Source organism: Plantactinospora sp. GCM10030261 (assembly GCF_042666615.1).
In the GTDB taxonomy this organism is placed as follows: Bacteria; Actinomycetota; Actinomycetes; order Mycobacteriales; family Micromonosporaceae; genus KBS50.
In genome coordinates this window covers 24531-38251 of the sequence record NZ_JBHTDD010000045.1, presented here as the reverse complement: position 1 = coordinate 38251, position 13721 = coordinate 24531, and the positions used below count along the sequence as shown (strand labels likewise).

14 protein-coding genes are annotated in these 13721 nt (G+C 70.3%); 3 read left to right on the top strand and 11 right to left on the bottom strand.

What is annotated here, in order from left to right:
• Nucleotides 1-138: 138 nt before the first annotated feature.
• From ACFQUZ_RS31125 to ACFQUZ_RS31105, 5 genes are all read right to left on the bottom strand, one after another.
• Nucleotides 139-885, bottom strand: a complete 747-nt coding sequence (locus ACFQUZ_RS31125) for an IclR family transcriptional regulator (protein ID WP_377448658.1) — start codon at nucleotides 883-885, stop codon at nucleotides 139-141.
• Nucleotides 886-989: 104 nt separating this feature from the next.
• Nucleotides 990-1451, bottom strand: a complete 462-nt coding sequence (locus ACFQUZ_RS31120) for a nuclear transport factor 2 family protein (protein ID WP_377448656.1) — start codon at nucleotides 1449-1451, stop codon at nucleotides 990-992.
• Nucleotides 1448-2440 carry an ABC transporter permease gene (locus ACFQUZ_RS31115; RefSeq protein WP_377448655.1) on the bottom strand — a complete coding sequence of 331 codons (993 nt, stop codon included), beginning with the start codon at nucleotides 2438-2440 and terminating at the stop codon, nucleotides 1448-1450. Before ACFQUZ_RS31115 ends, ACFQUZ_RS31120 begins: the two co-directional genes overlap by 4 nt.
• 1 nt (nucleotide 2441) lies before the next feature.
• Nucleotides 2442-3947 (bottom strand): sugar ABC transporter ATP-binding protein, encoded by a 1506-nt coding sequence (locus ACFQUZ_RS31110; RefSeq protein ID WP_377448653.1) that lies wholly within the window; start codon nucleotides 3945-3947, stop codon nucleotides 2442-2444.
• A gap of 108 nt (nucleotides 3948-4055) precedes the next feature.
• Nucleotides 4056-5084: a sugar ABC transporter substrate-binding protein gene (locus ACFQUZ_RS31105; protein WP_377448651.1), complete on the bottom strand. Its 1029-nt coding sequence runs from the start codon at nucleotides 5082-5084 to the stop codon at nucleotides 4056-4058.
• A 94-nt stretch (nucleotides 5085-5178) separates the two neighbouring features.
• On the opposite strand from ACFQUZ_RS31105, the gene ACFQUZ_RS31100 reads away from it, so the two are divergent.
• The 3 genes from ACFQUZ_RS31100 to ACFQUZ_RS31090 are packed head-to-tail and all read left to right on the top strand — an operon-like array spanning nucleotide 5179 to nucleotide 7813.
• On the top strand, nucleotides 5179-5955 hold the full coding sequence (locus tag ACFQUZ_RS31100) for an SDR family NAD(P)-dependent oxidoreductase (RefSeq protein ID WP_377448649.1): 777 nt from the start codon (nucleotides 5179-5181) through the stop codon (nucleotides 5953-5955).
• A gap of 32 nt (nucleotides 5956-5987) precedes the next feature.
• Nucleotides 5988-6668: a bifunctional 4-hydroxy-2-oxoglutarate aldolase/2-dehydro-3-deoxy-phosphogluconate aldolase gene (locus ACFQUZ_RS31095; RefSeq protein ID WP_377448647.1), complete on the top strand. Its 681-nt coding sequence runs from the start codon at nucleotides 5988-5990 to the stop codon at nucleotides 6666-6668.
• Nucleotides 6668-7813, top strand: coding sequence for a pyridoxal phosphate-dependent aminotransferase (locus tag ACFQUZ_RS31090; protein ID WP_377448645.1), 1146 nt, complete (start codon nucleotides 6668-6670; stop codon nucleotides 7811-7813). The genes ACFQUZ_RS31095 and ACFQUZ_RS31090 overlap by 1 nt, the downstream gene beginning before the upstream one ends.
• A gap of 47 nt (nucleotides 7814-7860) precedes the next feature.
• Here ACFQUZ_RS31090 and ACFQUZ_RS31085 read toward each other — a convergent pair whose 3' ends face one another.
• From ACFQUZ_RS31085 to ACFQUZ_RS31060, 6 genes are all read right to left on the bottom strand, one after another.
• On the bottom strand, nucleotides 7861-8415 hold the full coding sequence (locus ACFQUZ_RS31085) for a hypothetical protein (RefSeq protein ID WP_377448643.1): 555 nt from the start codon (nucleotides 8413-8415) through the stop codon (nucleotides 7861-7863).
• Between the two features lie 240 nt (nucleotides 8416-8655).
• Entirely contained in the window at nucleotides 8656-10698 is a 2043-nt protein-coding gene (locus ACFQUZ_RS31080; protein WP_377448641.1) for a hypothetical protein, read from the bottom strand.
• Nucleotides 10699-10702: 4 nt separating this feature from the next.
• Nucleotides 10703-11728, bottom strand: coding sequence for a hypothetical protein (locus ACFQUZ_RS31075; protein WP_377448640.1), 1026 nt, complete (start codon nucleotides 11726-11728; stop codon nucleotides 10703-10705).
• 118 nt (nucleotides 11729-11846) lie between these two features.
• Nucleotides 11847-12704, bottom strand: coding sequence for a hypothetical protein (locus ACFQUZ_RS31070; protein WP_377448638.1), 858 nt, complete (start codon nucleotides 12702-12704; stop codon nucleotides 11847-11849).
• Between the two features lie 38 nt (nucleotides 12705-12742).
• Nucleotides 12743-13243, bottom strand: coding sequence for a MerR family transcriptional regulator (locus ACFQUZ_RS31065; RefSeq protein ID WP_377448636.1), 501 nt, complete (start codon nucleotides 13241-13243; stop codon nucleotides 12743-12745).
• Nucleotides 13243-13683 (bottom strand): hypothetical protein, encoded by a 441-nt coding sequence (locus ACFQUZ_RS31060; protein WP_377448634.1) that lies wholly within the window; start codon nucleotides 13681-13683, stop codon nucleotides 13243-13245. Before ACFQUZ_RS31060 ends, ACFQUZ_RS31065 begins: the two co-directional genes overlap by 1 nt.
• Between the last annotated feature and the right edge of the window lie 38 nt (nucleotides 13684-13721).

Here is a 13721-nt window from a genome sequence, read left to right as displayed (position 1 = left end):
CTACGCTGGCCACGAGGTCTCCGTGCAGATGGTTGTCTTGGTCGATAACCCATCTACCGGAGACCTCGCCGTATACCGATCACCGACACGCCCGACCAGTCAACCCGACCCGTCACCCGACTACTTTTGACACACGGCCTAGGCCGGTCTCGGGGCGCGACCACCCAGCGCCGTAGTGATCTCGGTGGTCGCCTCGATCAGGGCCGGCAGGTGCCCGTCGAGTTCCTCGGTGGACAGCCGGCTGGTGGGCACCGAGACGCTCACCGCCGCCACGATGTCCGCGTCGGGGCCGAAGACCGGCGCGGCGACGCAGTGGATGCTGCCCTCGTGTTCCTGCTCGTCCCGTCCCCAGCCGCGGTCCCGGATCTCCCGAGCGGCGGCCAGCAGCCCCGCCTTCGTCGTGATCGTGTTGTCGGTGAACCGGCGCAGGTCCATCTCGGGCCACTCCTCGACCGGCGTGTACGCCAGGAGCACCTTGCCCACCCCGGTGCAGTAGATCGGCGCCCGCGCGCCGACCCGCGAGTACATCCGGACCGGATGCGAACTCTCCACCTTGTCCATGTAGATCACCGCGGCACCGTCCCGGACCGCGAGGTGCACCGTCTCCCCGGTCAGGGAGCCCAGCCGCTTCAACGGCTTCGCGGCGACCTGGCGCAGGTCCAGGCTCTCCAGCAGGGACCCGGACAGCTCCACGATCCGCAACCCCAGCGCGAAGTCCGGGGCCTCGCCCTCGCGACGTACGTACCGGTACCGCTCCAGCGTCTGCAGCAGCCGCAACGCGGTCGACTTGTGTACGCCCAGCTTGTCGGCGAGGGGCCCCAACCGCATGGGGCCGGCACCGAGCTCGTCAAGGAGCTGCAGTGCGCGCTCGACACTCTGCGCCATCCTGACTCCCACCTGTTGTCTTCAGCGAGCCAAAGTTAGCACTCTCAATCCCGTTCCCAGGGGCGGGGAACCCGCTGGAAGCACCGCTCGACACGCCGTCGCCCTCACCCGGTGACCGGCACCCCGGTCGCGTGGTGGGTGAGGGCCGACCAGCGGCCGTCACGGCGGATCCACACGGCGGTGAACCGGGTCTCCGGCATGCCGGGCGGCGCCAGCAACTCCGGTACGGCGTACCGGCCGTGCACGATAACGACGGGGTCGAACCGGCGCACGGTCAGTTCGAGGAGCCGGTTCGGTGGCGTGTCGGCCGGCAACGGCGCGATGTACTCCAGGTACTCCCGCTTGCCGCGTACCTCGCCGGTCACGTTCGTGTAGTGCCAGTCGTCGGCGAGGGTCCGTTCGAAGAACGCCGCGTCGTTGCCGGGCAGCGCGGCGAACCAGTCGCGGTACAGCCCTTCCAACTCGGCGCGGACGTCCTCCGGCGGGGTTCCCGCCGGGTCACCGTCGGTCATCTGCTTACCGCCCGTCGTGTCGTGGCGCCCGCCGGGTCCGGTTGCGCCGGTCATGTGGATTCCCGCTTCGACCAGGAGTCGAGCGCGACGGCGGCGAGGATCACCGCGCCCTGGAACACCTGCTGCCAGATCGGGTTCACGTTGAGCAGGTTGAACCCGTTGCCGACCAGGGTGACAAGCAGTACGCCGAAGACCGTGCGCCAGACCGCGCCCTCTCCGCCGTTGATGCTGGTGCCGCCGATGACGATGGCGGCGATCGCGTTGATCTCCATGCCGAGCCCGGCGTCCGCCTGGCCGGTGGAGACCCGGGAGGCCACGAGCACGCCGGCGCAGGCCGCCGCCAGTCCGCTGATCATGAACGCGATGGTGCGGATCCGGTTGACCCGTACCCCGGACAGGTTGGCCGCCTCGGGGTTGCCGCCGGTCGCGTAGACGTACCGGCCGAACGCGGTCCGGCTGAGCAGGAACCAGCACGCCGCGACTATCCCGATGAAGACGAACACGACGTACTTGACCCCGAACAGGTCTCCCCGGCCGAGCTGCGAGAAACCGGGATCGGTGACCCGTACCAGTGCGCCGCCAGTGATCACCAGGGCCAGGCCCCGGATCATGATGCCGGTGGCGAGCGTCGTGATGATCGCGTTGACCCGCCCGACAGTGCTGATGAGACCGTTGATCAGACCGAACACGATGCCCACGGTGGCGCCCACCGCCACCGCGCCGGCGGTGCCGATCGACGGGGCCGCCTGCGCCGCGATGACGCCGGAGATGGCGAAGATGGCGCCGGTCGACAGGTCCAGCCCGCCGGCGATCAGCACCAGGGTGCCGGCCGCCGCGATCATGCCCACGATGGCCGACTGGTCCAGCAGGTTGAGCATGTTGCGGGGGGTCAGGAAGACCGGACTGGCGATGGACAGGTAGACGAAAATCAGCAGCACCGCGATCGGGATGCCGAAGTCGCGCAACCGGTCCAGTTTCAGCCGCCGTTGGGCGGGGTCGGCGGACGCGTTGGTGGGTGACCCGGTGGTCGACGTGACCGACAACTCATGCCTCCTGCGGCGTGTCGTGGTGGGTGCCGAAGGCGGCCCGGAGGATGGCGTCCTGGTCGGCCTGGGCGTGTTCGAACTCGGCGACGAGCCTGCCGTGGCGCATCACAAGCACCCGGTCGGACAGGCCGAGGATCTCCTCGATCTCGGACGAGATCAGGAGCACCGCCATCCCGTCCGCGGCCAGCGAATGGATGATGCGATAGATGGCGTGCTTGGCGCCGATGTCGACGCCGCGGGTCGGCTCGTCGATGATGAAGACCTTCGGCGGACGAAGCAGCCACTTCGCGAACATCGCCTTCTGCTGGTTGCCGCCGGACAGCTTGGTGATCCGGGTATGGCTCCCCGCCCCGCGCACGTCGAGCCGCCGCACCACGTCCCGGGTCTCGGTCTCCTCCCGGCCGCTGTCGATCACTCCCAGCCGGCTGAGCCCGGTCAGGTGCGGCAGCGCCACGTTCTCGCCGAGCGAGCGGCGCATCAGCAGGCCCTGCTCCTTGCGGGACTCCGGCAACATGACCAGCCCGGCCTGGATGGCCTCGCGCGGTGAGCGACCGCGCAACGCCCGCCCGGCCACTTCCACCCGGCCCTGGCCGCGCCGGTCGGCCCCGAATACGGCCCGTGCCACCTCGGACCGGCCGCTGCCGACCAGCCCGGCGATGCCGAGGATCTCCCCGGCCCGTACCTCGAACTCGATGTCCGCGAAGTCGGGTGGGCGGCTCAGGTCGCGTACCGACAGGGCCACCTCGCCCGGCTCGCCGCGCTCGGCGCGGTCCGGGAAGCTCAGGTCGCTGGGGCCGCCAAGCATGGCGGAAACGAGGGTGTGCGGGGTCTGCTCCGCCGCCGGGGCGGTGACGACGTGCGTCCCGTCGCGCAGCACGGTCACGTCGTCGGCGATGGCCAGCACCTCCTCCAGGAAGTGCGACACGTAAACGATCGTGGTGCCGTCGGCGCGCAGCCCGCGGACGACCTCAAGCAGGCGTTCCGACTCGTCCGCGGTGAGCGCGGCGGTCGGCTCGTCCATGATGACCAGCCGGGCGTCGCGGGCCAGTGCCCGCAGGATCTCCACCTTCTGCTGCTCGGCGGTGCGCATCCGGCCGACCACCGCGTTGGGCGCAAGACTCAGCCCGGAACTCGCGGTCAGTTCGTCGTAGCGCTGCCGCATTGCCCGTCGGTCGAGTTGCCCCCACCGCCGGGATTCGATCCCGAGGAAGACGTTCTCCAGGACGGTACGGCCCGGCTCCAGGGAAAGTTCCTGGGCGATGATGGTGATGCCGTCGGCAAGGGCGGCCCGGGGCGAGCGGTACTGCACCGGGCGGCCGTCGACGAGGATCTCGCCGTCGTCCGGCTGGTCCAGCCCGCCGAGGATCCGGGCCAGCGTGGACTTGCCGGCGCCATTCTCGCCGACCAGCGCGTGCACCGTACCGGGCCGGATCGTCACGCTCACCGACGACAGCGCCTGAAGGCTGCCGAACCGGCGGCTTATTCGGGACAGTTCGACGTTCATCCGCTCATCTCCATGTCGGGCATCCGCTCGTCCTGGGTCACGGGCCGATCGCACCTGCCCGGACCGGATCGGCCGCGGGGCGTTCCGCCCCGCGGCCGGTCCGCGCGGTCAGCCCTCCCACTCGCAGGTGAAGCCCTCGATGTTCGCCTGCGACACGTACGGGTCACGGTCCAGGGTGTCGATGGGGTTGACGCCCTTGGGTTCCGCCAGATCGCCGCGTACGGCATCGATGGCGATCTCCATACCGACCCGTCCCTCGGTCTGCGGCAGATCGATCACAGTGGCGAACCAACGCCCCTCCTTGACCGCCTCGACGGCGGGGCAACTGCCGCCGGAGCTGACGATTCGCACCGAATCGGCCTTGCCGGCGTCCTTGACCGCCTGCTCGGCCCCGGCCGCCGCCTGGTCGCTGCTGATGGACAGCACGTTCAGGTCGGGATTGGCCTGCAACATGTTCTGCGCGATGCCGATCGCCGGACCGGCCACGTAGCCGTGTCCTGACTGGTACGACTTGAGCTGGATGGTCGGGTTCGTGCTGCCGAGGTTGTCCAGCAGCTTCTTGACCTCCTGCTCGAAGTCGAGCGACGGGTCGCCGGCCATGAAGCCCGCCTGGCAGGGTTCGATCCCCTTACACGCCTCGACGATGCCCTGGACCATCCGCTCGGCCCGGTCCTTGGGTGGGTTCACCACCGCCCCGGACTGGCCCTCGACCTGCGGCTCACTGGTCGTCGGGTCGCTGCCGAGGATGAGGTCGGTGGTGACCACCTTGACGTCCTGGGCGATCGCCTCCTCGACCGCGGGCACCAGTCCCACCGAGTCCAGCGGGATGATGATGAACGCGTCGAAGGTGCCCTGCGTGACGGCGTCCTGGACCTGCGAGAACTGCTTGGACGCGTCGAATCCCGTGTCGAACTTGGTGATCTCGGCACCCTTGGCGTCGGCCGCCTCCTGCATGCCCCGAAGGGTCGCCTCGACGTACGTGTTGGCCAGCGGCGCGAAGAAGGCGACGCGCACCTTCTGCTCACCGTCCGCGGTCGCCCCATCACCCCTGGCGCATCCCGTGGCCACGAGCGCGATGGTGGCCAGGAGCGCCAGCCATCGAACCCGCCGATCTTTAGCTCTGTGACTCCCGGTCATCGGCCCTACCTCCGGTCCAGCCCTATGCAGATAGTGCAACGGTGTTGCAGAATACGAGCGTGGCGCAGCTCACGCAACCTTTGAGGGAGGTCAGGTGCTGAACGACAGGGTCGCAGTGGTCACCGGAGCATCTCGCGGACTCGGTGCCGGAATCGCGCGGCGGTTCGCGCGCGACGGCGCGACGGTCTGCCTGGTGGCACGCGACGAAGCCCGGCTGAACCGGCTCGCCGAAGAGATCGAATCCAGCGGCGGCACGGCCCTCGCGGTGCGCTGCGACGTGACCTCCGCCGACGACGTACGCGCACTCGGCGAGACCGTCCTCGGCCGCCTCGGCCGGGTCGACATCCTGGTGAACAATGCTGGCGCGCTCGCCTTCGGCTCGTTCCTCGAGGAGAGCGACGAGCAGTGGCAGTGGATGCTCGACGCCAACCTCACAAGCGCCCGTGCCGTGACCCGGGCCTTCCTGCCATCCATGGTGGATATGGGGGCCGGCAAGGTGATATTCGTGTCGAGCAATGCGGCGAAGAAGGGCTTCCCCAACGACGCCGGCTATTCCGTGGCGAAGGCCGGCCTGATGGCCCTGACCAAGGTGCTGGCTGTCGAGTACGGCACCCGGGGCGTCGACGTGCACGCGATCCTGCCCGGACTCATCGCCGAGACCGACCTGGGCCGGTCGGTGGTCGAGGACCACGTGGAACGGTTCGCCGGCACCCTGGACGCCTTCTACGAGTGGGCGAACCCACTGTCGCCAAAGGGATTCCACCCGACCGTCGACTCCATCGTCGACGTGGTGGCGTTCCTGGCCACCCCGGCGGCCCAGGTCCTGCACGGTCAGTGTCTGACGGCAGACTACGGACTGACCCCGTACTGATCCCGCCGTCACTCTGACGAGAGGACATTCACATGACTGAACCCCTACCCACCGGTCCGGCAGGCTCGACGACCGAGGTGGTTGACCGGGTCCGCGAGACCGGTGCGGTGGCCATCCTCCGGCTGCGCGAGCACGGCAGCGACGTGGCGGTAGGGCAGGCCCTGCTGCGCGGCGGGCTCGTCGTCATGGAGGTGACGCTGGACCATCCGGACGGCGTCGACTCGCTCCGCCGGTTGGCGGCCGAACTGCCGGAGCCGGCGCTCGTCGGTGCCGGCACCGTGACCACCGTCGCCCAGGTGACGGCCGCGGCGGAGGCGGGCGCCCGATTCTGCGTCAGCCCGCACACCGACCCCGTCGTGATCGCGGCCGCCCTCGACGCGGGCCTGGAACCGCTCCCCGGAGCCGCCACGCCCACCGAGGTGGCCGCCGCTCGCGCGGCCGGCGCTCGCCTGATCAAGCTCTTCCCGGCGGGACCGCTCGGCCTCGGATACCTGCGGGCCCTCCGAGGTCCGTTCCACGACGTGACGTTCGTCCCCACCGGTGGCATCCGCCACGACGAGGTGGACGGCTGGCTTCGCGGCGGCGCGGTCGCCGTGGGCCTGGGCTCGGACCTGGTGCCGCCGCGACCCGGCGCCGCCGATCTGTCCGGCATCGAGGAACGGGCGCGCACCGTCGCCCGGCTGGTACGCGTCGCCCGCACCCCGGAGGACTGATGCCGACACTGGCTGCAAACGCCACCCGGATGCCCCGGTCGGGCATCCGCGCCGTCATGGACGTGGCCTGGACGATCCCGGACGTCATCGGGCTGCACGTCGGTGAGCCAAGCTTCGTCACGCCGGACCACGTTCTCGACGGCGCCCGGCTCGCGCTGGACCGGCACGAGACCCGGTACGTGCCAAACGCCGGGATCCTGCCCCTGCGCGAGGCGATCGCGGCGAAGGTGGCGACGCACAACGGCATCACGGCGAGCCCCGGCCAGGTGGTCGTGTCGGCCGGCGGCATGCAGGCGCTCTACCTGGCCCTCGCGGCCTCCGTCTCCCGTGGCGACGAGGTGCTGGTGCCCGATCCGGGGTGGCCCAACTTCGCGATGGCGGTGCAACTGCTCCAGGCCCGTCCGGTCCGCTATCCCCTGCGTCCCGAGAACGGCTTCCAGCCCGATCCCGCGGACCTCGACCGGCTGGTCACCGCGCGCACCAGGGCGATGATCGTCAACTCGCCCTCGAACCCGCTGGGCACCGTGCTGACCCCGGCGCACGCCGAGGCGCTGTGCCGTTTCGCCGACGCGTACGACCTCTGGCTGATCTCCGACGAGTGCTACGACGCGATCACGTTCGACGTCCCCCATGTCAGCCCGGCCGCCTGGGACGAGGCGGGGCGGGTGCTGTCCTGTTTCAGCTTCTCCAAGACGTACGCGATGACCGGAATGCGGGTCGGTTACCTGGTGGCGCCCCCGAAGGTGGCCGCCGTGACGTCGATCATGCAGGAGCCGCTGCTGTCCTGCGTGAACGCGCCGGCACAGCGGGCGGCGTTGGCCGCGCTGTCCGGCGGCGGTGACTTCGTGGAGCTGATGCGCCGCACCTACCAGGAACGACGTGACAAGGCGGCCGCCCTGCTCGACGAGGCCGGCATCGGATACCACCTCCCGCATGGCGCCTTCTACCTGTGGCTCGACGTCCGGGACCGGTGCGGCGGCGACGTCACCGACTGGGCGCTTCGGTTGTTGAACGCCGAACACGTCGCCGTGGCGCCGGGCACCGCCTTCGGGCCAGCCGGCGCCGGCTGGGCGCGGGTGTGCCTGGCGACCAAGGACGCGGCACTGCTGGAGGGACTGCGCCGCCTCGTCGAGTTCCGGGACTGACCTGGCCGCACTCGGCCGGCCGGGCCCCGCAGCACGGCAGCACTGGCTTACGCCGGGCCGCACCACGACTCGTGGATCGTGGCCACGGCGGAGGACACGAACCGCCCGTCCTCGGTCACCGACGTACGCGGGGCGCCGGGCAACAGCCGGCCACCCACCCGGACCGTCGCCGCGGCGCAGGGCAACATCAGCATCGCGAGCCCGTGGCTACGCCCGCCGAGCGGGAAGTCGGCGGTCGCGAACGGTCGCGCGTCCCGGACCTCGGACAACTCCACCGTGACGTCACCGGCGTTGGCCACCGCGCCCCCGTCCGGGTCGACGCGCACCTGGATCGCCACCACCTCGACGGGTACCGGCGCACCCCACCCGGGCAGTTCCCGGGCTTCGTCGAAGTGGCGTACAAAAGAAGACTCGACCACCGACGCGAGCGGTTCGGCGTCGGCAAGGATCCGCAACCGCCCGGCCTCCCAGAGCACGACCACCGCTCCGCTTCCCCACCGTGACCAGTCGACCCGCCACATCGAGGCGTAGGCGGTCGGGCGGTCACCGTCGAAAAGGGTGACGTACGGGTTGGCGCCGGCGAGCAGGACCTTCCTCGACATCTCACCATGATCACACAACCCGCCGGCCGGGGTGGCGACCCTGCCCGACCGGGGACCGTCCTCAGCTGCCGGAGCCCGGCTCGGCCACCTTGCCGTGCACCTTGGCTGTGACCGCGTCCGGGATCAACCGTCCGTGACGGCCTGACTGCCCTCGATCAGCGGCCACGTCGGCGGAACCACCGCCCGGGGGCCGGCCGCGTGACGCGGCCGGCCACCTCGTGGGCGTGTCGGGCCGCCGCGCTACCGGCCGCCGCCGAGGACACGCTTGACCTCGGGCTCGTACCCAGGATCATCGCGCTTGCTGGTCACCACGCCGCCGCCCGGGGTCCGGACCTCGAACGCCTGCTCGTCGGTGACAAGCCCGCGGGCCTCGTCGTCGGCCTCCGACCGCTCGCGCAACTCGTCGACGGTCCGGCGCTTGCCGAGTTCGGGCGACACGGTGCCCGGGCGGGCCGACCGGGCGGGCCCGGTGGACCGGGTCGCGGCCCGGCTGCGCAACTCCCGAGGAACCTCCTCCAAACCGGACACCCGGTTGCCGGTCGGCGCAGGTGGCGGCGCGTCCAGCACCGACGGGCCGATGTCGGCGCGCGCACCGTCCGCTCCGATCCAGTCCGCACTCGGAGTGGTCCTCCGGTCACGTTCCGGGGTCGCGCGGTTCGGCCGACCCTGGGTGCCCGGCGGAGGCACGGATCCACCGGGCCGGTTGAGCACCGGAGACGAGGTGCCGTCCCGCACCTTCCCGGCGCCCGGACGTCCGGGTGACAGGTCCGCCGGACTGCCGGGACGGGCCCTGCTCCGATCACCGGTGGGGTTCTTCAACACCGGCGAGGTGGGGCTCCCTGGCGGACGGAACGCCTCGCGGGCGTCAACCGGTGTGCCCGGATGGCGATCGACGGGGGTCGGACCACCGGTGCGACGCCGGTCACCGGATTGACCCGGCTGACCCGGAGCGCCCCGGCCCGGCTGTCCGGGCTGACCCGGAGCGCCCCGCCCCGGCTCGCCCATGCCGGTTCGCTGAACGCCGCGGTCCCGTTCGGCGCCCGGGCCGGTCGGCCGACGCAGCGTACGACCGGGTGGCTGGCTCATCCCGGGCGGCTGCTGCATGCCTGGTGGCTTCCCGGTGCTGACACCACGGTTGAATCCGTTCCGGGTCAGCTGCCCAGGGCTCGGCGGCTGCTGGGGAGTCTGCGACAGGGACGGTCCACCCCGGCTCAGCTCCGGTGGCCGAAGCGACGGGGCGTTACGGGACTGGAGGCCGGGGTTGTCGGCGGTGCGGAGCCCCGGCGGGATCGCGGGAACCGGCGGGACCAGGCCCGGGTTCGGCGGCAGCGCCGGGGTCGGCGCGGTCACGGTCGGTGGCAGCGCGGGATTCGGCGGCAGCGCCGGGTTCGGAGCGGACACGTTTGGCGGCGTCACCACCGGGGGCGCCCCCACCGACGGTACGTCGTTGGCGTTGAGCGGCACCTGCGGCACGTCCGGCGTGTTCGGCGCGGACAGCTTGGGCACCGATTTGTTCAACGACGGCGGCCCGGAAAGGCCGGGAAGGCTCGGCGCCGGCGGCATGCCTGGCGAGTTGAGCACCACGTCCATCGGCCGGTACGGGGGGCCGACGCCGGCCGACAGCGTGCCCGTGTATTCGTAGTGCTCATTGCCGACCTTGTAGGCCAGTTGCTGCGCCTTCTCCGTGTAGACCCGCTCGACCTCCTGGACCTGCTCCTGGATCTGGTAGTCCTTGGCCTCGCCCCACCCCGTCATCCAGTAGCGCTCGACATCGAACCACTCGCTGAGCTGACCGGTGAGGTCGACATTCTGCGCCTCCTGGAGCTTCTGCCTGTACTCCCGCACCAGGTTGTCGATGTCGCGACGCGCGTCCTGGGCGATGTTGACGAGGTGACGCAGCGCGGTGACGTTCTTCTGTACCGAGTCCATCCACACGTCGAGGTAGGCCAGCGCCTCACCCGGGCCCTTCTGCATGAAGGCGTCCCGGGCCTTGGGTGAGTCCCAGTGCTTGTCGTAGAGAAGTTCGCTCTCCTTGAACACGTACTTCTTGACGTTGTCCAGCACCGTCCAGGCGTTCTGCCACTGGTCCGCGAGCGCGGAGAGCAGCTCCGGGTGCATGTTGTGGATCTGGTACTGAATCTCCTCGATCTTCAACGCACCCTCGGCGCCCGGCTTCGACGTGAAGGGCTCGTCCGACAGATCGTGCTGCCCGTAGTGCAGCTGGCCCGAGTACGGGCTGTATCCGTAGTTCGGGTTGGCCTTGGCGCCCCAGTAGTCGACCATCGGGTCAGCCCACGCCCTTCGCCATGGGGTCGTACCCCTGCGCGATGGTCGTGCGAGCCAGCTCCCCGTCCTCGGTCGCCCGACCGATCACCACCCGGTCCGCCACCACTTCCTTGCCGTCCTTGACGACGTAGGTCGTCTCGACCCGCTCGCCCGTGCTGGGGTCGATCGACATCTCCCGGCGGCCGGTCGACGCCTCCTGCCCGTTGGTGGTCCGGGTGGTCTGGCTGCTCTCGTTGACCACCTCGCCGTCGCTGCCGTACCGGGTCGTGGTGGTCGTCGTGTTCGCGCCGCTCTCCACGACCTTGACCTGCGTGTTCCTGGCGGCATCGTAGCTTGAGGTGGTGGTAACGGTGTTGTTCGAGATCACCTTGCCGCTGCTGTCACGGATCGTCGTGGTCTCGACCGTGCGGCCGGTGCCCGGGACGGTCATCGTGTTCACCGTGCGGACCATGCCGTTCGGCCCGAGATAGATCATCGATGTCTGGTACGGCGAGGAGTGGGTCTGCACTCCCTCACCCCACTCGGCACTCGTCGCGGGCGGCGGCGCGGACTTTCCGGCGTTGGCGGCGAGCGCCTCCTGATAGGTCTGGCCGATGTGCGCGGGCAGGCCATCCGGCCGGGGAACGCTCTTGTCGCCGAACGCGAACAGCACCTCGGACAGGTCGGCCGAACCGATCGCGTCGCCCGATCCGTAGATGTCGGCGATGGTCTGGGCGGCGGACCCGATGTTGAACAGGGTCTGGCCGAGGTTGCTCAGGTAGGCGTTCAACTCCATCGCGTTCGCCTGCAGCTGCGAGCGGAGGAAGGCCGCCTCGCCGAGAACCTTCCCCTCGTAGGCCTCCATCGGCATGGTGGACAGTCGCATGAGGTTGGTGCCCCGGGACGCCAGATCCAGTTGTTGGTCCAGCATGTGCTGGGCGTAGTCCCGCAGGCCGGTGAGGTTGACCTCGAGCGGTTCTCCACTGGTCAGCCAGGGCGCCTGGGTGTTCTTCTCCGTCTGGGACGCGTAAGGATTCGGCTCGCCCATGATGCCTCCCCGTAGCCGGCATGGATCTCGTTCTGAATCGTAGTCGGCAACCGCTCGTTTCCGGTGCCCGGATCCACGCCGTGGGAGAAAGGGCGGCTTCGAGTCGCTGGCGGGCGGCTCAGGTCGTCCTCACTCCCATGCTCCGCGTGATCTGGTCGCTGGGCGGCGCGGTGACGCTCACCGGCTCACCGAACCGGTCGAGCGTGAAGGTGGTCGTGATGATCCATTCGCCGTACAGCTTACCAACCTGGCCGCTGCCACCGTCACGGTCCGGGAAGGAGCCCACACTGGCCCGCACCCGGAGCTGGCGAAGCAGGCCGTCGTCGTCGAGCCAGACGGACACCCGCGGCGGGTAGGCCTCGTTGAAGGTCTGGTCCAGGGCCGTCCCGTACGGTGGTGGGCAGTTCGGGCCCGTGTCCGGGTAGCACTCGAACTGGTACTCGTGCTCGGCGCCCTCGACGTCGGGTAGTTCGTCGGTCTCCTCGCTGGTTTCGCGCACCCGCCGGACCCCGTCGAGGAACGCCTGCCAGACCGTGAAGTCGGCGATGCCGTGCTCGGGATTGACGAGCGGAGCACCCCAGTACGTCGGCGTCTTGGCGCTGAACCAGGGACGGCCGTCCTGCGCGACCATGCTGGGCGAGCTGTAGTAGGTCTCGCCGGCCACCCGCACCGCTTTGGCCTGCACGGCGGGCCGACCGCTGGGCTGGATCTGGTCGTAGGTGGTCGACCACTCCGGCTCGTCCCCGAACTTGATCTCGGTGGTCCCCTGCCACGTCACCTTCGGGCCGCTGACCTGCGGCTCGATCTGCGAGGTGAAGGCGATCCGGGCCGTCTTGGCCTCCGTGAGCCGCTGCCCCACGCCGGCCAGCCGGCCATGGGCCTGATCGGAACTCGCCGGCTTCCAGATCGTGAGAAACCCGACGGCAAGAATGCCGACGAGCAGGACGGCGACAGCCAGCATCAGCCGCTTGGTCATGAACTCCCCCGCGATTTCGACGACGAGCGACCAGAACACTACCGAAAGCGGGCATCGATGACGACGTCACCGCGCGGTGTCGGGCCGGGCTTCAGCCGTTGCCGTTCGCCGCCGGACCCGGCGAGGTCGGCGAAGGGCACCGGGCACGAGGGACACGTGCAGTTGGTCAGGCTGTCGCACCGCGCGGCGACGACCAGTTCGAGCTGGCCCCGGATGGCCTTGAGATCGCTGATCTTCTGATCGATCTCGGCCAGTTTGGCCCTCGCCCGCGCCTGGAGATCCGGCGGGGGATGCCGACGCCGGCCCGTTTCCAGGAGTTCCGCGACCTCGTCCAGGGTGAAGCCGAGCCGCTGCGCCGCCTTGATGATCCCGAGCAGGGTCACGGTCTCCGGGGGGTACGCCCGGTGCCCGCCGACGCTGCGCGCCGGCTCGGCGATCAGCCCCCGCCGTTCGTAGTAGCGCAGCGTCTCGACGTTCACTCCGGCGCGTTCGGCGACCTCACCCGACCGCAGTCCGCCGCGACCGCTCGCCGACCACATCAGGTCGCCCGCGTCTCGGCCAGCCGCGTGGCCAGCCGCGTCTCGGCCAACCGCGCCAGGCCGTCCAGCACGTCGACGTAGGTTTCCGGCACCTCGATGTCCAGCGTGACCGCCTGGTCCTCCGGCGTCCGGGCCGCCCGACCCGCCGACGCGCGATCCGCCTCGCCGCCCGCCGACGCGCGATCCGCCTCGCCGCCCGCCGACGCGCGATCCGCGGCCACGGTGAAGCCGAAGAACCCGCAGCAGCGACTCTCGCGCGCGACCAGGTCCCGCACCGTCGCATCGAGGCGCGGCTCGCCGGCCAACCGGATCCGGACGTGCCGGGCATCGATCCGGTCGACCGAGCGGACCGCCCGCGCGAAAAGGTTCTCGAACTCGGCCCCCCGCAGTGGCTGGTCAGCGGTCGGGAGGGTGCAGGCGTCCGGGACGACAAACGACATCATTACGCTCCGATCAACCCGGCGCCCGGTCGGCGCCG